Annotated in this window: 22 protein-coding genes; 7 read left to right on the forward strand and 15 right to left on the reverse strand. The window is 37.2% G+C overall.

Annotated elements, in window-relative coordinates; translation table 11 throughout:
- Positions 1-224: 224 nt before the first annotated feature.
- Positions 225-1,298: a M42 family metallopeptidase gene (locus NSQ08_RS22125; protein ID WP_002089046.1), complete on the reverse strand. Its 1,074-nt coding sequence runs from the start codon at positions 1,296-1,298 to the stop codon at positions 225-227.
- A 148-nt stretch (positions 1,299-1,446) separates the two neighbouring features.
- On the opposite strand from NSQ08_RS22125, the gene NSQ08_RS22130 reads away from it, so the two are divergent.
- On the forward strand, positions 1,447-1,758 hold the full coding sequence (locus NSQ08_RS22130; RefSeq protein WP_002015622.1) for a PepSY domain-containing protein: 312 nt from the start codon (positions 1,447-1,449) through the stop codon (positions 1,756-1,758).
- A 127-nt stretch (positions 1,759-1,885) separates the two neighbouring features.
- Here NSQ08_RS22130 and NSQ08_RS22135 read toward each other — a convergent pair whose 3' ends face one another.
- Both NSQ08_RS22135 and trmB read right to left on the reverse strand, forming a co-directional pair.
- A complete protein-coding gene (locus NSQ08_RS22135; RefSeq protein WP_340778841.1) occupies positions 1,886-2,740 on the reverse strand; it encodes a YtnP family quorum-quenching lactonase in 855 nt (284 codons plus the stop codon).
- Between the two features lie 70 nt (positions 2,741-2,810).
- Complete coding sequence (gene trmB, locus NSQ08_RS22140) at positions 2,811-3,464, reverse strand: tRNA (guanosine(46)-N7)-methyltransferase TrmB (protein ID WP_002015624.1); 654 nt, start codon at positions 3,462-3,464, stop codon at positions 2,811-2,813.
- Between the two features lie 232 nt (positions 3,465-3,696).
- Here trmB and NSQ08_RS22145 point away from each other — a divergent pair, with 232 nt between their 5' ends.
- Positions 3,697-3,975, forward strand: coding sequence for a YtzH-like family protein (locus NSQ08_RS22145; protein WP_002015625.1), 279 nt, complete (start codon positions 3,697-3,699; stop codon positions 3,973-3,975).
- Between the two features lie 3 nt (positions 3,976-3,978).
- On the opposite strand, the gene NSQ08_RS22150 is transcribed toward NSQ08_RS22145, so the two are convergent.
- The 4 genes from NSQ08_RS22150 to pepV form a co-directional block, all read right to left on the reverse strand.
- Positions 3,979-4,776: a phosphotransferase family protein gene (locus tag NSQ08_RS22150; protein ID WP_002034382.1), complete on the reverse strand. Its 798-nt coding sequence runs from the start codon at positions 4,774-4,776 to the stop codon at positions 3,979-3,981.
- Positions 4,777-5,021: 245 nt separating this feature from the next.
- Positions 5,022-7,163 (reverse strand): type I pullulanase, encoded by a 2,142-nt coding sequence (pulA, locus tag NSQ08_RS22155; protein ID WP_002143442.1) that lies wholly within the window; start codon positions 7,161-7,163, stop codon positions 5,022-5,024.
- 137 nt (positions 7,164-7,300) lie between these two features.
- A complete protein-coding gene (thpR, locus tag NSQ08_RS22160; protein ID WP_002143443.1) occupies positions 7,301-7,846 on the reverse strand; it encodes an RNA 2',3'-cyclic phosphodiesterase in 546 nt (181 codons plus the stop codon).
- A 103-nt stretch (positions 7,847-7,949) separates the two neighbouring features.
- Complete coding sequence (gene pepV, locus NSQ08_RS22165; protein WP_002143444.1) at positions 7,950-9,356, reverse strand: dipeptidase PepV; 1,407 nt, start codon at positions 9,354-9,356, stop codon at positions 7,950-7,952.
- Positions 9,357-9,713: 357 nt separating this feature from the next.
- On the opposite strand from pepV, the gene NSQ08_RS22170 reads away from it, so the two are divergent.
- Complete coding sequence (locus NSQ08_RS22170; RefSeq protein WP_000805512.1) at positions 9,714-9,935, forward strand: DeoR family transcriptional regulator; 222 nt, start codon at positions 9,714-9,716, stop codon at positions 9,933-9,935.
- An 82-nt stretch (positions 9,936-10,017) separates the two neighbouring features.
- Here NSQ08_RS22170 and NSQ08_RS22175 read toward each other — a convergent pair whose 3' ends face one another.
- Positions 10,018-10,746: a pseudouridine synthase gene (locus NSQ08_RS22175; RefSeq protein WP_002034388.1), complete on the reverse strand. Its 729-nt coding sequence runs from the start codon at positions 10,744-10,746 to the stop codon at positions 10,018-10,020.
- A 41-nt stretch (positions 10,747-10,787) separates the two neighbouring features.
- On the reverse strand, positions 10,788-12,440 hold the full coding sequence (locus NSQ08_RS22180) for a putative polysaccharide biosynthesis protein (protein ID WP_002034389.1): 1,653 nt from the start codon (positions 12,438-12,440) through the stop codon (positions 10,788-10,790).
- A gap of 283 nt (positions 12,441-12,723) precedes the next feature.
- On the opposite strand from NSQ08_RS22180, the gene NSQ08_RS22185 reads away from it, so the two are divergent.
- Positions 12,724-13,995, forward strand: a complete 1,272-nt coding sequence (locus NSQ08_RS22185; protein WP_002034390.1) for a BaiN/RdsA family NAD(P)/FAD-dependent oxidoreductase — start codon at positions 12,724-12,726, stop codon at positions 13,993-13,995.
- Between the two features lie 212 nt (positions 13,996-14,207).
- Positions 14,208-15,650 carry an MDR family MFS transporter gene (locus NSQ08_RS22190; protein WP_002143445.1) on the forward strand — a complete coding sequence of 481 codons (1,443 nt, stop codon included), beginning with the start codon at positions 14,208-14,210 and terminating at the stop codon, positions 15,648-15,650.
- A gap of 40 nt (positions 15,651-15,690) precedes the next feature.
- Here the strand turns inward: NSQ08_RS22190 and NSQ08_RS22195 are convergent, their stop codons facing one another.
- Together NSQ08_RS22195 and NSQ08_RS22200 are read right to left on the reverse strand one after the other, a co-directional pair.
- Positions 15,691-16,014: an ArsR/SmtB family transcription factor gene (locus NSQ08_RS22195; RefSeq protein ID WP_002015665.1), complete on the reverse strand. Its 324-nt coding sequence runs from the start codon at positions 16,012-16,014 to the stop codon at positions 15,691-15,693.
- Entirely contained in the window at positions 16,015-16,446 is a 432-nt protein-coding gene (locus NSQ08_RS22200) for an SRPBCC family protein (RefSeq protein WP_002015664.1), read from the reverse strand.
- Positions 16,447-16,869: 423 nt separating this feature from the next.
- Here NSQ08_RS22200 and NSQ08_RS22205 point away from each other — a divergent pair, with 423 nt between their 5' ends.
- A complete protein-coding gene (locus NSQ08_RS22205; protein WP_002129470.1) occupies positions 16,870-17,097 on the forward strand; it encodes a DUF3973 domain-containing protein in 228 nt (75 codons plus the stop codon).
- 34 nt (positions 17,098-17,131) lie between these two features.
- Here NSQ08_RS22205 and NSQ08_RS22210 read toward each other — a convergent pair whose 3' ends face one another.
- Together NSQ08_RS22210 and NSQ08_RS22215 are read right to left on the reverse strand one after the other, a co-directional pair.
- Positions 17,132-17,314 (reverse strand): sporulation protein Cse60, encoded by a 183-nt coding sequence (locus NSQ08_RS22210; RefSeq protein WP_000621751.1) that lies wholly within the window; start codon positions 17,312-17,314, stop codon positions 17,132-17,134.
- A gap of 1 nt (position 17,315) precedes the next feature.
- Positions 17,316-17,552 carry a DUF2553 family protein gene (locus tag NSQ08_RS22215; RefSeq protein ID WP_002089059.1) on the reverse strand — a complete coding sequence of 79 codons (237 nt, stop codon included), beginning with the start codon at positions 17,550-17,552 and terminating at the stop codon, positions 17,316-17,318.
- Positions 17,553-17,832: 280 nt separating this feature from the next.
- Between NSQ08_RS22215 and NSQ08_RS22220 the strand changes: the two genes are divergently transcribed.
- Positions 17,833-18,312: a CarD family transcriptional regulator gene (locus NSQ08_RS22220; RefSeq protein WP_002143447.1), complete on the forward strand. Its 480-nt coding sequence runs from the start codon at positions 17,833-17,835 to the stop codon at positions 18,310-18,312.
- A gap of 74 nt (positions 18,313-18,386) precedes the next feature.
- On the opposite strand, the gene NSQ08_RS22225 is transcribed toward NSQ08_RS22220, so the two are convergent.
- Both NSQ08_RS22225 and glcU read right to left on the reverse strand, forming a co-directional pair.
- A complete protein-coding gene (locus NSQ08_RS22225) occupies positions 18,387-19,172 on the reverse strand; it encodes a glucose 1-dehydrogenase (RefSeq protein WP_002015659.1) in 786 nt (261 codons plus the stop codon).
- Between the two features lie 12 nt (positions 19,173-19,184).
- Complete coding sequence (glcU, locus tag NSQ08_RS22230) at positions 19,185-20,042, reverse strand: glucose uptake protein GlcU (RefSeq protein ID WP_002129475.1); 858 nt, start codon at positions 20,040-20,042, stop codon at positions 19,185-19,187.
- Between the last annotated feature and the right edge of the window lie 3 nt (positions 20,043-20,045).

Raw genomic sequence — 20,045 nt, forward strand, 5'->3', positions numbered from 1 at the left:
TCATGACTCAGATTTATACCGTAGTGCGCCTGACCGCACACACGCATCTCTGTTTCACCTCTCCCACCTAAAAAAAGAAAAGGTTTTCCAAAAACAGCCTTCCTCTCTCTTCCTATCCAAGGTCTTAATACATCATTCGAACACCAACTAGGCACTGACCGCTCCCATTCATCGCTGGGTCATCTATTCAACCTAAAAAAAGAAGGGTTTTTCCCCCTTCCTCTTTACGCGTTATTCTTAATTGTCTCTAACGTCGTTTTGTCCGTCGCTCTCACAAGCTTCGTAATTAATTCCTTCGCTGCCGCATAATCATCAACATGTAAAATAGAAGCATGTGTATGAATGTAGCGTGCACAAACACCAATTACTGCTGATGGGATACCAGAGTTACTTGTATGCACACGGCCCGCATCTGTACCACCTTGTGAAATAAAGTATTGGTACGGAATGTTATGTGTTTCTGCTGTATCTAAAATGAATTCACGCATTCCTCTATGTGTTACCATTGTACGGTCATAAATACGAAGAAGAGCGCCTTTTCCTAATTGACCGAACTGCGTCTTATCACCAGATGCATCATTTGCTGGACTTGCATCAAGCGCATAGAAAATATCTGGTTGAATCATATTTGCAGCAGTTTGTGCTCCGCGAAGACCTACTTCTTCTTGTACAGTCGCACCAGAGTATAATGTGTTTGGTAATGTTTCATCTTTTAATTCCTTTAGCAATTCGATAGCAAGGCCACATCCATAGCGGTTGTCCCAAGCTTTCGCCATAATTTTCTTTTCATTTGCCATTGGCGTGAATGGGCAGATTGGAACGATTTGTTGCCCTGGCTTTATGCCAATTTCAATCGCATCTTCATAACTATCTGCACCTATATCAATTAACATATTTTTTATATCCATCGGTTTTGCACGTTGCGCATCACTTAATAAATGAGGAGGAATGGAACCAACAACCCCAATAACAGGACCATTCTTCGTCATAACTTGTACACGCTGAGCTAATAGTACTTGGCTCCACCAGCCACCTAACGTTTGAAAACGAAGCATCCCATTTTTCGTAATTTGCGTAACCATGAAACCTACTTCATCCATATGACCTGCTACAAGAACGCGCGGGCCAGTTTCGTCCCCTTTTTTCAGACCAAATACGCTACCTAAACCGTCTTGCACAATCTCATCAGCATATTTGCTTAATTCTTGCTTCATAAAACTGCGCACATCATGTTCAAAACCTGATGCACCTTGTAATTCTGTTAACGTACGAAATAATTGTAATGTCTCTTTATTCACGAAGTCCCCTTCTTTCAAACCTTAGTAGAATACCTCTTTTATTGTAACGAAATTTTCGAAATGTTTCTAGTTTCTTCTTTTTTAGTTGTATTTGCATTATAATTATTATCGGTACACTATTTTTATTTTACAGAATTGAGGTGAATATATGAGCTGGAAAGGTTTAGTCACAGGTCTTGGCGTTGGGTTCGCAGCTGGTTATTTCGTTGCAAACAAAGTACAAGAACAATCCCATATTTCTTCAGAAAAAGCATTGAAAATGGTGAAACAAGCATTAAGTCATAAAGGTGAAATTACTGGCTCTTGGGTACATATGGTTCCGGAGGCATTTGAAAAATATGATGTCGCGTACGAAGTTTATCGCGGCGGTCTTACAACGATGTTAGATGAAATACAAGAACGATTTGAATTTTTAGTTGATGCTAAAACAGGTACTGTTTTAGAGGTTATAGCAGCATAAAAAGAGGTTTCCCATTAGGTGAACCTCTTTTTTTTAGAATTACCAACAAAAGCTGATAATAACAGCAATACATAATAAGTGGAGATTGTTCCAATAAATATTTTTGGACACCTTCCTCTTATTAATATTAAGCTTCTATATTTGTTTTTCTCTCTATCTTCTCCACTATATGCCCTTCCTCATTCCACTTTACTGCACGGTAATATGCATCATGATAAAAAGTAAACCACGCCTCTTTTTCAGCACCATACTTCATCCACTTTTGTTTATGTTCAATCGATGTCATTGGATAGTCATCGTATGCCATTACCCATAATACATTTTGATGTGCATGCGTCGGTAAAATGTCCGCTAAATGAAGCATCGTTTCACCCTGACTTTCAAGGACGACAACAGCATGTCCATCGCTATGACCACCCGTATGCACCATCTTTATTTCATCCGTAATTTCTACTTCTTGCCTGAACGTAACAATCTTATCAACGATTGGCTCCCAATTTTCCTTCCAATATGTATTACGCGATCTAACATTCGGATTTTTCATTTCATTCCATTCAGTCTCACTTACATAAATCGTTGCGTTCGGAAACGCCGGAACAAGGCGATTTCCCTCCCATTTTGTTAAACCAGATGCATGGTCAAAATGAAGATGCGTCATTAAGACGTAATGAATATCTTCATTATGCAGTCCCAATTTTTCTAAAGATTCCTTAACTGATGATTCTTCTGTTACACCTTGATTCCGCTTCATTTTCTCATTCAATTTACCATTCCCTATCCCTGAATCAATAAGCATGTTTCCTTCTTTCGTTTGTAAGAGTAACGGATCTGTTCGTAAATAAATATGATTTGTATCATTATGTTTATATTTTCGTGACCAAAGTACTTTTGGCACAACTCCAAACATCGCGCCTCCATCTAAATGTGTATTCCCACCTTTTAGCCACGTCACTTTTATATTTCCAATTTGTAACTGTTCCATATCCCATCCCCCTTTTCTATTTAATTTTAACATAATATTCCGATTATTTTTCATATAAAAAGCCTATGCATTACTGCATAGGCTCCGTACGATATTTTGCTTCAACTCGATAAATACGATGACCTTTACTAGAAAATTTCTCTTCGTATTCTGTCATAATGTTTCCTTCATAATCACTATTATGAAGATCTAGGCTAAGGTAAGTTAATAACATACCATACTCAGCCATACTCATAATAGAATATTCAAATAAACCTTGGTTATCAGTTTTGAAATGAATTTCTCCGCCATCTACTAACACTTCTTCATAATTGCGTAAAAATGTTTTATACGTTAAACGACGCTTCGTATGACGATTCTTCGGCCATGGATCTGAGAAGTTTAAATAAACGCGGTCAATTTCACCTTTCGCAAAGAAAACTGTTAAATCTTCAGCATCTTTATTAATTAACTTTAAGTTCGGTACTTCTTCTTCAATTAATTTATCAAGTGCATCTACAACAACACTTGTGAATTTTTCAATTCCAATATAGTTAATATGCGGATTTGCTTTTGCCATATCATACATGAAGCGGCCACGTCCTGTACCTACTTCAATATGAATTGGCTGTTCATTTCCAAATATTTCTTTCCAGTTACCAGCGCTCTCCTCTGGGTTTCCAATTACGATATGTGAATACTCATTAATTCGATCCATTGCATAAGGCTTATGTCTTAAACGCATAGATGTCTCCCTCTCTTTACAAAACTATTTTAAAGGAAAAATTCCTTCTTTCTGTTTTAATCAATCTATCAAACAAAAAACCAAGTACGTACGAGCACTCGGTCCGTTTCTTTCAAGTATAAGATGTACCATTTTGATAAAAACTACATAAAGCATTAAACATTCCATGACGAAACAGCTTTTTCTCTTACATTTCTAGGGAGAGAAAAACACTCGAAAGGATGATCCGTTCATGCCAATTAATCAACAGCATCAATTAGAAGTGTTAAAAGATATTTTAATCAACCATCAAAGTGATTGCTGCGGGACAGTTTCTGAATGCGAGCAATTAGAGCGACTCATTCAATCGTTACTCGCAAACGATAGTATAAGTAGTGACACTAAAGTAATGCTAAACGATGTATATTCTTATAGTCAATCGGGTAAATCTTCCTCTAATTTGGACAACCATATTTCCAATAATCAAGAACAACTTACTCAGTGGATTGCTGGAATGGACAATTTTTCTTAAGTATTATTCTGAAGCAAGTAGTTGCTGTAAATATTGATGCCAATATTTAGCTTCTGCTTGCTGCTTTTTTGTTGTGTGCCATTGCATAGATAAAATCGTTTGTGCTATCACATACCATCTCATACGCCTAAGCAATGATTCATCTAGTTCAATCTCATAATATCCGAGCCACTCACTCCATTCATGGCGCGGAACATACCAATATAATAACATACCAAGATCTAAAGCTGGGTCAGCAATAACAGCCCCATCCCAATCAATTAAAAACAATTCATCTTCGTCCGACAATATCCAATTGTTATGGTTTACATCACAATGGCATACAACGAATTCATTGTACTCAATATCTTTTAATGACTCCGTTAAATATTGAAGACCTTGCTGAATTGTTTCATCAACTCTTATATCTCCTCTTAAAACGAGCTGTAATTGTTGTAATAACTCTTGCGCATGAAGCGGCTGCTTTCCTAGCCTTTGAATCATCTGCACAAGCGCTTTAGAGGAGTGTATTTTCTTCAAAAGTTTCGCAACACGTTCTAGTTTCATATCCTCTGGCTCTAACTTCTGTCCCGGAAGCCATTTTTGAGCAGAAATTACATCACCGTTCGTTACCCTTCTTGTCCAAAGTAATTTTGGAACAATTCCTTCTGCTGACAATACCGCTAAAAAGGGCGATGTATTCCGCTTTAAAAATAACTTTTGTTGTCCGTTTTGCGCAATATATGCATCGCCCGTTACTCCACCAGCCGGTATAAGACTCCACTCTTTTCCTAATAATTGTTCCAACCATTCCATATTCATTACCCGTTAACAAATCCTTATCTTTTATAGTTATGAAAAGAAAAACCGCAACATTTCTACACATGTTGTGGATTCATATATTTTACTGTATTTGAATGAAAAAACTTGGCATAAGCCGAAAACAGGATAAATCACCTGTTCTTCTAGTTTATTTTACAAAATCAATCATAGAATGACAACTTATGAAAATCGTCACCTTTGTCAATTCTACATTTATTACATTCTCATCGTCAAGTAGCGATTTGTCACATTATCGTCAATATATACGTGCTAATTGGAGCCAATTGAAGTTCCTTTCCTCTAAATGAAGAAATTGGCTCTATTTTCGCTTGCTTTTCGTTTACTAACACATGCCACGTTTCTTCTTTTGGAAGCTGCACCGTTTTAGCTTCCAAACCGCTATTAAATAAAACTACAATCTCTTTCCACGGTCCAAATAATTCTACATGCTCTAGGTGGTATGCCAGTACTTCTGTAGACGTTTGCAAAAAAGTCATATGCTTTTTTATAAGGTCTACATTTTGTAATCGGAATGCCCCGTGCCCTTTGCGAATCGCAATTAACCCTTTTATATAGTTAACGGTCTCCATCTCTTTCTCTTTTTGATCCCAATCTAATTGATTAATTTCATCATTTGCATTATAACTATTTTCATTCCCTTGCTTCGTACGATAAAACTCTTGCCCCGCATGTAAGAAAGGAATCCCTTGTGAAAGAATAACCATTGCAGTTGCTAAACGATGGCGCCTTTTCAAAATTTCTTCTGATTCTGGATTACTTTGCACTAGTTTATCCCACATCGTCATATTGTCATGACATTCTACATAGTTGATACTTTGTACTGGCTCTAGGAACAATCCTGTTTCTTTCATACTTAAAAGGCTACCAGCTACTATATACTGCAAATGATTACAGTCTACATGCCCACCAAATGCAAAGCCACGTTTATTTATATTAAAAGTACTTCCTTTTATTCCATCACGAAATTGATCATTAAACTGTGCGATACATGGCATTTTATTCGCATTATTTAACGTCGCTTTCTCTTCAAGAGGAAGCGGTGTTTGCAAATCCCATCCTTCACCTAATAACAGCGCATCCTGCTTTATTTTTCGTACTTCTTTTTCTAATTCATTCATCGTTTCAACATCTAAAATTCCCATTAAATCAAATCGGAATCCATCAACATTGTATTCAGTAAGCCAATATAAAACAGATTCTATAATAAATTTCCTCATCATTTTCCGTTCAGATGCTATATCATTTCCAACTCCCGTCCCATTAGAAGGCATACCGTCTTCCCCATGACGAAAATAATATCCCGGGACAAGCTTCTCAAATGATGATAATTCTCTTTCATAAACATGATTATATACAACATCTATAATCACCCTGATGCCGTGATCATGAAATGTTTCAATTAGTTGTTTACACTCTACTATCCTGTTATATGGATCAGAAAGGTTTGTAACATAAAATCCTGTTGGTATATTGTAATATAACGGATTATAGCCCCAATTATATGCGGAAGCAGGATTCACTTCATCTATACCACCAAAACAATGTAAAGGTAATAGTTCAACATGTGTAACGCCTAAATCTTTTATATGAGACAATCCTGTTAATGTCCCATTTCGCCCTACTGTCTCCTCTTCCATTAGCCCTTTATATGTTCCTTTCTTATTCACCCCACTGTTTGGGTGAATAGTAGCGTCACGAATATGCAGTTCATACAATATGGCATCTGTCATTGACTGTAATGGTGATAATTCTAATCGTTTTGTCACATTCGTTTTTTCCAAATCGATAACGACGCCGTATTTTCCATTTATCGTCGCAGACTTTGCATAAGGGTCAACCGCTTCGTTCCATATTAAATTAATACAAACAAGGAATGTATATCGTGCTCCATCATGATCACCTTGTAATGTATGAATCCACACTCCGTTTTCTTCTCTGTACATTTCATAATCAATATATTCTTTATCACTTTTATAAATCCGTACTTTTGCAAGCCTTGCAGTCGGAGCCCATACTTTAAATATTGTTTCTTCTTTTTTATACACAGCACCTAAGTCGGTACCTTCGTAATAATATTTTTCATCGAAAACTACTGTTCGAATCACAGCGCCTATTTGTAAATCTGTTTCTTCATTCCGTTCATCCCGTACTGTATAATACTTCCCCACATCTATCGGCTCTTCTATAAAGCATTCATACTTCGTTGCATCTGGAAGAGCAATAGTATGAACAATCGGTAACTCTTTCACATTGCTTCCTTCTTGTAAACGAAATGTCCGGCTTGTTCCATACGCATGCGGGAGCAAAATTGTAATTTTATTCATTTCATCTAAATAGGCATCAAATGGACGTTTTACTTTCAACATAAAAAATCACCATCATTCTTAAAGTTAAAATGAAACGAGCTGCAAGTGATAAGGCTTTTCTTATCAGCGAAGCTCTATACAGTAACACATTATTCCCTATAGTATATTCACCTGTATAAAAAACGTTTTCATACATTCTATTTTTGTAGTTTTATTTCAGTAATCGATTTATACTTCGGCGTTTCCTTAACGTGAGATTCATACAAAGTAATCGTATCTGCTTGAAATGATGTTACAGGTAACTCTTTTACATTTGTCAGATCAAACACTTTTTCTCCTACCCATTTACGCGCAACAGTAATATGTGGATGATAAGGACGTGTATCTAGAGAGAAACCATTTTCTTCACAAATTGTATGCACTTGCTTTTGTAAACTAAACAAATCTTGATTATCACTTATCCCCGCCCAAAATATACGCGGCTGGTCCACCTGTCCGAATGTAGAAAGTCCTTGTAACGTGAACGATAATTCCGTTTTTTCTGTAAGTGTTTGTAATCCATTCTTTATTCCTTCTAACTGTTCCTCTGTCGCACTTCCTAAAAATGAAAGGGTAATATGATAGTCTTCTTCATGTACCCACGAGCGAAATGGTAATTCATCCTTCATTTCCTCTTTATAATTAGAAAGAATTTCTTTTATATGACGTGGTAAAGTTACTGCGACAAAATAATGCGGCACCATCTACATCGTCTCCTTTATGTTATTGTTGCTTTTCTTCCTTATCTCATTCAGCTAAAAAGAATCCGCCCTCTAAAGTAGAGAGCGGTCATTATTTAAATATCTTTTATTTCGCTAATTCATGAATTGCTTGAGCGTAAATCGCTGTCGCTTTTAATAAATCTTCAATTTCAATGTACTCATCTTTTTGATGCGCAAGTTCTTCTTTTCCTGGGAATAACGGGCCAAATGCAACGCCAGCTTTCAATGAACGAGCATAAGTACCACCGCCAATTGCTAACAATTCAGCTTTTTCACCAGTTTGTTCTTCATATACACGTTGCAAAGTACGAATTAACGTATGATCTTTGTCAACGTGATGCGGGCGAGAGTTAGAATAATCCGCTACTTCAAATCCATGAGTACCAACATATTCTTTTAACTTTGCAATCGTTTCTTCAAAGTTAGTTGTAACTGGATAGCGTACATTTAATCCTAAATTACCACCGTTTTCTTGCGAGTAAGACAAGCGACCAACATTCACTGTTAACGGCCCGCTAATATCGTCTTTATAAGAAATACCAGCTTTTTCTCCAATAATATCACCTGTAAATGTTTCTGTTACAAACGAGGCAAATGAAGCCCCTTTTCCATCAAGAGAAACTTTCGTTAAGAAGTTTACCAATAATAAACCTGCATTTTCTCCCTTTTCCGGAGTAGATCCGTGAGCTGAAATCCCTTTGATTTGCAACGTCACCGTCTTTCCTTCTACAATTGCTTTACCTATTTTTTTAGCAGTTTGTAAATACTCTTCATATGCTACTGTAAGTGTATTTACATCTTCTCCTGTAATAACTGCTTCTGCAAAATCAGGAACCATATTTAAACGACGACCTGACTCAAATGAAATAAGCTTAAATGTGCCTTCTTTCTCTTCACCACCACTTTGCACAACTTGTATGTCAGAAATTCCTTTTTCCGCATTAATAATCGGAAAATCTGCATCCGGCGCAAAACCGATTGTTGGCATTTCTTCATTTTTAAAATAATGATCTACACACTTCCAATTACTTTCCTCATCTGTTCCTAAAATCATACGAACACGTTTTGAAAGAGGTAAGCCCAATTCTTTAACGATTTTCATCGCATAATAAGCTGCCATCGTCGGCCCTTTATCATCAATTGCACCACGTGCAAAAATCTTTCCATCGCGAATATCCGCACTATACGCAGGAGTTGTCCAGCCGTCTCCTTCTGGTACAACATCAACGTGACAAAGAATACCTACTAACTCTTCTCCTTGTCCCATTTCAAGATGACCTGCATATCCTTCTAAATTTTTAGAAGTGAAACCTTCTGCTTCTCCTTTATGTAACATGAAAGATAAAGCTTCTTCTACACCTTCACCGAATGGTGCGCCCTCTTTCGCAGATTCTTCTTCCCATACACTTTTAATTTGTAAAAATTTTTGTGTATCACGAATTAAATCATCTTTTCGTTTTGTAACTTCTTCTGTCCAATTAATCGTTGACATCACGCATCCATCCTTCACTATATTGTCTCTTTCATCATAGCAAACGAAAATCTCTTATGCCATACATGAAAATCTAATGACGAACAATTGTAATATTTCAGATATTTCTTATTAGTTTTTCTTTTATTTTCTCAAAAAAATTTGCAGGAATTTGGCGTTTTACGTAGAAATTTATGAGTTAGTTGACTGACCAAATATATAATGTCAACTACCAATATTTTTCTATATGAATATTTGTTAAACTTTTGTAAAATTTAAGTAGATTAAAGCATGAATTTTATCATGTAGAGTACAATGGTAGTAACGACCTTCTTTCCTGAATGGGGTCAAAAAAACTAGTAGAGGAGCGGTTTTCTCTTGAAACCTACAACTACTCGTATGCTAACACGCATTAAATCGATTTATATGTACATCAATGAAAACGGTACGGTAACAACGAAAGACCTTGTAGATGAGTTCGGGATCACACCGCGAACAATACAACGTGATCTAAATGTGTTGCAGTTTAATGAACTCGTGTATAGCCCTTGCCGCGGCAAGTGGACAACGACAGGAAAGAAAGTGAGAATGACCTCATAATAAAAAATAATTGTATGTAAATAAATACATACCCCTTTCTAACTCATTAGAAAGGGGTCTTTTCTATGCTCTGAAATTGGCGTTACTTTTCGTTATCTACTTGATACGTCTTTAACATTTCTACTTCTTCATCTGTTAATTCACGATATTGCCCAAGTTCTAACTCTTCATCTAACATTAAAGGTCCCATCTCTGTTCTCTTTAAATAAACTACTTTTTTCCCTACCGCTTCAAACATACGCTTCACTTGATGGAATTTTCCTTCTGTAATAACGAGTTCAATCTCAGAAATATCATCACTTTTTAAAATTGTAAGTTCGCCTGGCTTCGTTTCATAGCCATCTTCTAAAATAACACCTTTAGCGAATTCTATTACATCCTCTTCCGTTACAACACCTGAAATGTGTGCATAATATTTTTTCGGCACATGCTTTTTCGGAGATAATAGTTGATGCGTTAACTTCCCATCATTTGTGATTAATAAGAAACCTTCTGTATCAATATCGAGCCTTCCAACAGGGAATGGATCGAAAATCGCATCTTCTAATTCTAATAAATCTATTACTGTTTCGTGGTTATCATCTTCTGTCGCTGAAATAACACCTTGTGGTTTATGCATCATTAAATAAACAAACTCTTTATATTCCACAACTTCACCGTGAATCATAACCTCTTGCTCTTCTACATTCACATGAAACTTCGCATCTTTCACTGGCGTTCCATCAATCTTCACAACGCCGTCTTTCAGTAATTTCTTTACTTCTTTTCTACTTCCGTGTCCCATATTCGCTAATAATTTATCTAATCTCATGTTCTTCACCTTCTTTATTTATCATAGAAAAGGGGACGTATTTACGCCCCTTTTGATTTCAACTTTATTTTGAATCTACTACCAAGTTTACGCTGGATTTTCTCTAAAGCTTCTCCGCCAAATACTCTTTCTAGTACTCCTGTGCGAATCGCTAACAATCCGTAAACAAGACCACCAATACCTGCACAAATCGCAACTGTAATAAGAGCACCAATACGGCCATCAGGCGAAATCATGAAGGATAGAAGCCATTGTGATAGTTTTACAGCAATAACCATTACAAGTGTTAAGACTGCAATTTGGAATGTTCTCTTATATACAACACCAAATGAATAGTGTGCGTGTTTTTTAATTTGTCTATTCGTATACCATACGGAAGCTAAGAAGCCGACTGCAGTAGCCAAAATCGCCCCAACTGTACCGAAATAACGAATAAAGATTACGTTACATGCAAATTTCAAAATAACACCCATCACAAGCGCAACAATCGCATGTTTCTGCTGGTTAATCCCTTGCAGAATTGCTGCTGTTACTGTGAATAAAGCGAATAACAATGCAACTGGCGCATACCACATTAATACTTGTCCACCTAGTGGGTCTGAATCGTAGAAAGCAGTGTAAATCGGATATGCAAGTGTAGAAATACCTACAACTGCTGGCAATGTTAAAAACATATTCGCCTGGAATGTTTGTGTAATTTGTAATTTCAAATAACGGTATTGCTTTTCAGTAAACGACTTTGTAATCGCTGGCACGAGCGTTAAACTAAACGCTGTTGCAAGTGATACTGGAATCATAATTAATTTATGCGTCCACATCGTGAAAATACCGAGTGCTCGCTCTGCGATATCTCCTTGACCAATCGCCTGCATAATAGAGTTAAATGTCAATGTATCAATTTGTTGATATAAAGGAATTGTTAATCCAATTACAACGTAAGGGATTGCATATGCAAACAACTCTTTAAACAATTGAGCGGTACTTACCGTCGATTCTGGTACAGTTTGCTCAATTAAATATTGATCCAAATATTTTTTACGTTTTAACCAGTACCAAATTAATACGCCAAGTGCTCCAACTGCTGAAACGAACGCAGCGAATGTCGCAACCCCAACTGCCGTTGCTACTGTACCGCCAAGTACTTTAATAACGATGAAACTACCCGCTAATAAAAAGACGATACGAATAATTTGCTCAATAATTTGTGAAACCGTAGTCGGTCCCATCGATTGGTGGCCTTGGAAATAACCACGAATCAAACTTGCTGCCGGCACAACAATAAGCGCAAAACTTACGAGGCGAATAATCGTCGTAACTTCTTCTACCTTATTTTGTAAACTTTGTTTACCAAGCATTGCTTCTGCAAATAATGGTGCGGTCATGTACAGTACTAAGAAGGAAAGAACTCCTGTCACTATCATCATAACCATTCCCGAGCGGAACATTCTCCGGCTCGTTTTATAATCTCCAAGTGCATTATATTTGGAAACAAACTTAGAAACAGCAAGCGGCACTCCTGCCGTTGCGATACTTAAAAATATCGTATATGGAATGTATCCATATGTATAGAGCGTTCCGCCTTCTGTGCCTACTAATGCATGAAACGGAAAAACGTAAATCATGCCTAAGAACTTTACTAAAAATGTCCCTAACGTCACAATAAGCGTTCCGCGCAGAAATTTTGAATCGGACATACGAAAATCCTCCTACATCTACATAAAGTGAAACTATAATTAGTGGGAGACTCCCCTCCTACTAATCATTCGAGCATTTACGGACCTTTTTAACTCCCTCTTTACTTCTCATAAATCTTAAGATAGTAGTCTTATTGCCCATAAATAGCAGGATAATGCTGAACTCTAACTTTTGTATTGTACCACAATTCTCCTCTTAAGCAGTACTTCACTCTATTTTTCTTTTAAGGGAAAACATGCTATTCTTTTAGGCAGGAAATGTAGAAAATGAGGTCGATATATTATGCATTATGATGTTATTGTCATCGGCGGCGGTCCTTCAGGGCTAATGGCTGCAATCGGTGCTGCTGAAGAAGGCGCAAGCGTCTTACTTCTTGATAAAGGAAATAAACTAGGACGTAAACTTGCGATTTCTGGTGGTGGTCGTTGTAACGTAACGAACCGTCTACCACTTGATGAAATCGTTAAACATATACCTGGAAATGGTCGCTTCTTATACAGTGCTTTTTCTATTTTCAGTAATGAAGATATTATTACATTCTTCGAAAATCTCGGTGTACAACTGAAAGAAGAGGATCATGGCCGCATGTTCCCAGTATCAAATAAAGCGCAATCTGTTGTAGATGCACTGTTAACACGATTAAAAGACTTAGGTGTGAAAATACGTACGAATACGCCTGTCGAAACGATTGAGTATGAAAACGGTCAAACGAAGGCTGTTATTCTGCAAACAGGTGAAGTGTTAGAAACGAATCACGTCGTTATCGCTGTTGGCGGAAAATCTGTTCCTCAAACTGGTTCTACTGGAGACGGATACGCTTGGGCTGAAAAAGCTGGGCATACAATTACAGAACTTTTCCCAACAGAAGTACCAATTCTTTCAAACGAACCGTTTATTCGTGACCGCACATTACAAGGTCTTGCTTTACGAGATGTAAACTTAAGTGTATTAAACCCGAAAGGAAAAGTTATCATTTCTCATAAAATGGACATGCTTTTCACTCACTTCGGCCTATCTGGTCCTGCTGCTCTTCGCTGTAGCCAATTCGTTGTGAAAGCGATGAAAAAGTTTAAAACGAACACAGTGCACATGAGTATCGATGCATTGCCAGAAGAAAATAGTGAGCAACTGTTCCAGCGCATGCTGAAACAAATGAAAGAAGATCCGAAAAAAGGAATTAAAAACGTTTTAAAAGGCTATGTTCCTGAACGTTACTTCCTATTCTTATTAGAAAAAAATGAAATTGACGGTAGCGAACAAGCTGGACAAGTTTCTCATGAGAAGATTCGCGCACTTGTGAAAGACTTTAAAGAATTTACCGTCCATGTAAATGGTACGCAGTCAATTGAAAAAGCATTCGTTACTGGCGGAGGGGTATCCGTTAAAGAAATTAACCCGAAAGAAATGGCTTCGAAATTCACGAATGGTTTATACTTCTGCGGAGAAGTTCTTGATATTCACGGTTATACTGGCGGCTATAACATTACATCTGCCCTTGTTACTGGCCGAATTGCCGGAACAACAGCAGGACAAAATGCGAAAATGCAATACTAAAAAAGAAACAGGGACTCCTGTTTCTTTTTTTAGTATGTTGAAATAGCAAAGCAGTACACGAAATTATATTGGCGATACTTTAAATATATCGACCGTTTCTTCAAAAATATCCCTTCCTCCTAACTTCCCATTTCTTTTTTGTTGCTTTATATACCTTAGTACCTTTATATTTTATATTGTTGAATATTCGAAAAAGGGTAAGGGGAAAACAAATGAGAAAAAAAGTCATGATGTCTTTAATGCTAATGACGTTTCTTTCTGCGGTAGAAGGAACGATTGTTAGTACAGCGATCCCTCGTATAACGAGTGATTTGTCAGGTGTCGAACTTGTTAGTTGGGTATATGCAATCTATATGCTTGCAACAGCTGTTTCGACTCCAATATACGGAAAGCTAGCTGATTTATTCGGCCGTAAAAAAGTTCTGCTCATCGGAGCAACAATCTTCTTAATCGGTTCTGCACTTTGCGGAGTCGTTACATCAATGGAACAATTAATCTTCTTTCGTGCTCTTCAAGGTATAGGGGCTGGTGCCGTTATGCCGATCACAATGACGATTATTGGAGATCTATATAGCGAAGCTAAAGACCGCGCGAAAGCACAAGGCTGGATGAGTGCCGTTTGGGGTGTATCTGGTGTTATTGGGCCGTTAGTAGGTGGATTTTTAGTTGATTCTCTTTCTTGGCGCTATATTTTCTTCTTAAACGTTCCTTTTGGAATTATCGCTTGCTTAATGTTTGCCACTTCTTATAAGGAATCTGTTAAGTCCGCCGCTAAGCAACATATCGACTATCTTGGTGCGACAGTTTTCTCATTAAGTACAATTGCTTTACTATACGCATTATTAACAGGTAGCAGTAAGCAAAACTGGGGAGACATTTCAATTATCGGCCTATTAATCTTTGCCGCTGTTTCATTCATTATTTTCTTATACATCGAGAAAAAGTCTCCGGAGCCATTAATTCCGCTAGCACTTTTCTCTAACCGTACATTATCTACAATAAACATACTAACACTTATTGCTGGCGCAATGATTATTAGTATTACAGTGTATCTTCCAATTTGGAGCCAAGGTGTTTTAGGAAAAAATGCGACAGAGGCTGGACTCATTTTAATGCCGATTCCTGTTATGTGGACATTCGGTGCTATCTTCTCCGGTAACTTAGTTGGCAAGTTACAAACGAAACAAATTATTTTACTTGGAGCTAGCATTTTATCAGTTGCTACTTTCTTATTATTTACATTATCAACAGATTCACCATCATTCCTTATTTATGTTGCAGTCGGATTATTCGGCTTAGGAATGGGGCTTGTTACACCAATTTACATGGTAACAATTCAAGCAGCTGTACCGGCGAATACGCGCGGAACGGCAGTTGGTTTAAATACATTTATTAATACATTTAGTCAAACACTAGGAGCTGCAATCTTCGGAACGATCTTCAATACGATGATTCATGCACGTGGCATTAAAAACCTTGATCTTGTTTCTTCTGGCGGACATGGAGGGGCTACAGCAAACGTAGCAACCGAGTCACAATCCGCATTAGCATCAAGTGTACACGTCATTTATATGAGCACTTTCGTATTAGCGGTATTCACATTAATTATCGCTTGGATCCTATTAAAGCCAGCTAAACAAACAAGTGAACAATAAAAAAAGGATGACCATTTTGGTCATCCTTTTTGCATAAAATCTACTCTTCATTCTCCACAATATGTTTAAGCACGGACAATTTATTATCCCAAAATCGTTCATAGTACGAGAGCCACTGCTGTAATTCCTCTAATGGTTCTGGATGCAAACGATATATCTTCTCTCTTCCGCTCTTTCTTCCACTCACTAAATTCGCTTCTGAAAGAATATGAAGGTGCTTTACAACTGCAGTACGGCTCATCGGAAAATGATCCGTTATTTTTGAAATTGGTAACTCTTTATCACTTAATAACCGTAACACTTCTCGGCGGGTTGGATCAGCAATTGCTTGAAACACATCATATTTCGCTGCTGATGAGGACATTTAACCTTCGACAACCTTTTTCAGTTTTTCATTTACAATCGCTACCCAGCCACCATTCATTCTATCGCGAATAATAGAGCTCTTCGCATTCGCTTTCGGAAGGATTTCATCAGGATGTTTCCAGCCGCCGTGAATTAACGTAAATTCTGTTTTATTATCTCCTAGGTCTTTCAAATTAAATGAAACAACCCAGCCATCTGTGTCCCATGAGAAAGATAAATAATTCGGCTCATCAATCTCTAACACTTTACATGGTGATGGTCCGAAAGGTGATTGCACATGAAACTCATGTCCTACCGCCAATTCGAAATCATTTGGCATAAACCATGACGCAATTCCTTCTGCAGTCGATACTACATTCCATACTTTTTGAATAGGCGCGTTAAAAACGATTGTTTGTTTAATATCATTTAATGTATTTTGTTGTTCCATTTTATATCTCCTTTATTCGGCATTAAAATATAACACCTTTTAGTTTCGTATTAACAATATAACACCTTTTGGTTTCATGTCAAGAAAGACTCTTTTTCACTGTTGAGAAATTCTCAACATTTTTTCAACAGGACAAACACCCTCTCACCATTCCTTCATAATATACTCACAAAGGCAATGAAAAATAGAAAATTCCCTCAATACGAAACTCTATCACTCCTATTGAGAGAAGCGCCTAACTTATCTCATCTGTACTTCGTCTCTCCTCCTTCCCTCGGGGACAATGCGCGAGATATGTAAAAATCAGAAGGAGTATGCCCGCCATTTGGGTAGGTAGTTATTTCTCTTCTCCTCAACATTTCCTTAGGAGCGAAATGACTACCTCCCCACTTTTTTAAACAAAATAAAAAGGAGATGAAAGCTATGTTCTATTGCATTAACTGTTCTGAAATTCACCATGAAAAACACCCGAATGATAAAGTTTTCAAAAACGGTTTTTATATTGATCCATTTTTAGGTGATCGTTATCACCTTGGTATGTGTACAGATGCCCAAAACCATGAAACAGGGGCGCCTCTTTTAGCGACAAAGAAATTAGGCACAACTCAATCTATTATGAACGTATTACCGACACATGTTGTCCCAACATAAAACATAAAAAAGAGCTGGCTCACCCAGCTCTTTTTTATGCTTTATAAACGATCATTGCTGAAAAACAATAAATTTGGTTTTCGTCATCGTTAATAGAAACACCGACTTGGTACTTAATATCTACAAAGTTACTATCATCAATTTTTTTCAAAAATACATTTACAGCGTCTTCTAAGTCTTTTTCATGACTTTCATCAAACACTTTCACACGAATCATGTTAACACCATCCTAGATCGCAGCCCTCCGCCGCTTGTTTATTGCCACGGTGCGTATCTATGATGCGATAAAACTTTCCATCTTCATATATATATCCGTCTTCTAACACATATTGTTTATCTTCAGTATAGACATAAAACTTACCTATCATAAACTTACTCGTATATAATTCCAAATAATCTTGCCTAAATTTGGCTACAACTTTATTTGTAATATCAATTCTAATTGTGCGCCCCACCTTCTCTCCCTCCCTTGCAAAGAACGGATTTAGGTATATTGTATTAGCGATTTTATATTTTATGCTTAAAAATAAGTGGATATGCCCTCTTTCTGCGCCTGTACTATTTTTCTAAAAAAATTCCCCCTATTTATTCAACTTATAAGAGCAAAAAAACAAACAAAAAAACGACTTTTATATATTGACTACAGTATATCAGATGTGATATTATATAAAATTTGACATTTTTATCCTAGTATGTTATCATTAAAAGTAGTTACCACATACGGAGGTGGATGATTTGTTTCAAATTGGTGATAAAATCGTTTATCCAATGCACGGTGCAGGAATCATCGAAGCAATTGAAGAGAAAGAAATATTAGGCACTACGCGTCAATATTGTGTTATACGCATCATTAGTAAAGATATGCAAGTAATGCTTCCGATAAATCAATTACAAAAATCAGGTATACGTTATATCGTCGATAAAGGTACGTTAGATGGTATACTTCTTGAATTTCATCATGGGGAATCAGACCCCTCACTCTCTTGGAAACAAAGATATACAATGAATATGGAAAAAATGAAGAACGGCAATCTTCAAGATAGTGCAGAAGTTGTTCGTGATTTACTTCGTCGCAATAAAGAAAGAGCATTAAATGCGAGCGAAAAACAAATGCTAGATAATGCGCGTAAAATGGTTATTAGTGAAGTTGCGCTCGTACAGAATGTTTCAGAACATCAAGCAACAGAATTTCTTCAAGATACAATCAATCATTAATTTTAAAAATAGCCGACCGCTATTTTTTTTTGCGTAAAAAAGGCCAAAGAGTTAAATCTCTTTGGCCTTTCATATTACCCACGCCCCGCTTGAAACGATGGATATAAAGTCATTCCACCATCTGCAAATAACGTAATTCCAGTTACGTAACTTGCCTCTGCTGAAGCAAGCCACGTTGCTACTGCTGCGATTTCTTCAGGTTTTCCAATGTAACCCATTGGAATCATACTTTCTACGTCGTCACGTTTTTTCGGGTCAGCAAATTTTTCAGCATTAATTGGCGTATTAATTGCACCAGGACCAATATTATTTACCCGAATACCTTTTGGTGCATATTCTAACGCTAACGTTTCTGTCATAAGCTTAATCCCTCCCTTACTAGCCGCATAATGCACAAATAATGGCCACGGGATTTTCTCATGAACACTAGACATATTAATAACCGAACCTTTAATATCGTGTTCCACAAAATATTTAATCGCTTCACGACTTCCTAAAAAAGCACCTGTTAAATTTGTATGAATTACTTTATTCCAATCCTCTAACGGCATTTCATGCGACGGTACCGCGTTTTCTATCCCTGCATTATTAATCATAACGTCGAGCGTACCAAACTCTTTCACAGCAGATTGAATGAGATTCACAACATCTGCCTCGACCGTCACATCACCTTTTACAGCAATCGCTTCTCCACCTACCTTTTTTATTTCTTCTAATACATCGTTCGCTTCTGACTCTCTTGAGCGATAGTTAATAACAACTTTCGCCTTCTCTTTAGCAAATCTTACTCCCATGGCTCTTCCAAGACCAGTTGCTGATCCTGTAATAACGACGACTTTCCCTTCTAAATCGCTATACATTTTAATACCTCCTTAACCTTTCGCAATCCCCAGCATAATTCCAGCTGCAATGATAAAAACGATACCAATAACAATCCCAATTAATTGACGCTTCGTTTTCCTTTCACCTAATATAAAAATCCCGCCAAGCGTCGAAATAATAATTCCCATTTGTGAAAGGGAAAAGCTTGTTGCAACCCCAACTCTTGGCTGCGAAATGAATAAAAACATATTTCCAGCTGCCCAAATCAATCCTGGAAGAATATTTCGAATCGCATATTTATTGAATGGATGATGTTTAAATGTGAGTAAAATCCCGCCTAATACCATACCGACCGCTTGTGGTAATAAAGCCGACCAACCGTTGACGTTAAATAACCGGATAACTACTACGTAAACTAAATAACCGACTGTTGAAATTAATAAAATAATAATTCCTTTTTTAAAATTTCCTGCTTGCTCTGCATTCTTCTCTTCTTTACTTTGCAGCGATGTTAAAATAACCCCGATAATAATACAAACGAGCGCCAAAACTCCAAGAACGACCGATATCGTCGTTGACCATTCATGAAACACGATAACCCCAAATAATGTTGTCGCGACTAATTGAAGCCCTGTTGAAATCGGCATCGTCCTAGAAACACCCATTAAATCAATACTTTTTAATTGATTCGCTTGACCAAGTGCCCAAAATAAGCCAGATACAATTCCAACTCCAATAACGGTCGGAGTTAATACCGGCTTCATAAAAATATAAACAACAATTGAGAAGATAAGTGCACCGAACGTTGTACCGAGCGTTTGACTATACGGTCCCCCGCCCAGTTTCACGTTAAATAGCACAATACTCCCCCAAAATATAGCTGGTAAAATCGCTAAAAGTATATCCATCGC

It is taken from the genome of Bacillus sp. FSL E2-8887 (assembly GCF_038007205.1).
Lineage (GTDB): Bacteria > Bacillota > Bacilli > Bacillales > Bacillaceae_G > Bacillus_A > Bacillus_A mycoides.

What these genes read in the sequence shown, in the direction of transcription:
- NSQ08_RS22130 (WP_002015622.1), top strand. Translation starts at nt 1,447, where the DNA reads ATGAGCTGGAAAGGTTTAGTCACAGGTCTTGGCGTTGGGTTCGCAGCT.
- NSQ08_RS22135 (WP_340778841.1), bottom strand. Translation starts at nt 2,740, where the DNA reads ATGGAACAGTTACAAATTGGAAATATAAAAGTGACGTGGCTAAAAGGT.
- trmB (WP_002015624.1), bottom strand. Translation starts at nt 3,464, where the DNA reads ATGCGTTTAAGACATAAGCCTTATGCAATGGATCGAATTAATGAGTAT.
- NSQ08_RS22145 (WP_002015625.1), top strand. Translation starts at nt 3,697, where the DNA reads ATGCCAATTAATCAACAGCATCAATTAGAAGTGTTAAAAGATATTTTA.
- NSQ08_RS22150 (WP_002034382.1), bottom strand. Translation starts at nt 4,776, where the DNA reads ATGAATATGGAATGGTTGGAACAATTATTAGGAAAAGAGTGGAGTCTT.
- pulA (WP_002143442.1), bottom strand. Translation starts at nt 7,163, where the DNA reads ATGTTGAAAGTAAAACGTCCATTTGATGCCTATTTAGATGAAATGAAT.
- thpR (WP_002143443.1), bottom strand. Translation starts at nt 7,846, where the DNA reads ATGGTGCCGCATTATTTTGTCGCAGTAACTTTACCACGTCATATAAAA.
- pepV (WP_002143444.1), bottom strand. Translation starts at nt 9,356, where the DNA reads ATGTCAACGATTAATTGGACAGAAGAAGTTACAAAACGAAAAGATGAT.
- NSQ08_RS22175 (WP_002034388.1), bottom strand. Translation starts at nt 10,746, where the DNA reads ATGAGATTAGATAAATTATTAGCGAATATGGGACACGGAAGTAGAAAA.
- NSQ08_RS22180 (WP_002034389.1), bottom strand. Translation starts at nt 12,440, where the DNA reads ATGTCCGATTCAAAATTTCTGCGCGGAACGCTTATTGTGACGTTAGGG.
- NSQ08_RS22185 (WP_002034390.1), top strand. Translation starts at nt 12,724, where the DNA reads ATGCATTATGATGTTATTGTCATCGGCGGCGGTCCTTCAGGGCTAATG.
- NSQ08_RS22190 (WP_002143445.1), top strand. Translation starts at nt 14,208, where the DNA reads ATGAGAAAAAAAGTCATGATGTCTTTAATGCTAATGACGTTTCTTTCT.
- NSQ08_RS22195 (WP_002015665.1), bottom strand. Translation starts at nt 16,014, where the DNA reads ATGTCCTCATCAGCAGCGAAATATGATGTGTTTCAAGCAATTGCTGAT.
- NSQ08_RS22200 (WP_002015664.1), bottom strand. Translation starts at nt 16,446, where the DNA reads ATGGAACAACAAAATACATTAAATGATATTAAACAAACAATCGTTTTT.
- NSQ08_RS22205 (WP_002129470.1), top strand. Translation starts at nt 16,870, where the DNA reads ATGTTCTATTGCATTAACTGTTCTGAAATTCACCATGAAAAACACCCG.
- NSQ08_RS22210 (WP_000621751.1), bottom strand. Translation starts at nt 17,314, where the DNA reads ATGATTCGTGTGAAAGTGTTTGATGAAAGTCATGAAAAAGACTTAGAA.
- NSQ08_RS22225 (WP_002015659.1), bottom strand. Translation starts at nt 19,172, where the DNA reads ATGTATAGCGATTTAGAAGGGAAAGTCGTCGTTATTACAGGATCAGCA.
- glcU (WP_002129475.1), bottom strand. Translation starts at nt 20,042, where the DNA reads ATGGATATACTTTTAGCGATTTTACCAGCTATATTTTGGGGGAGTATT.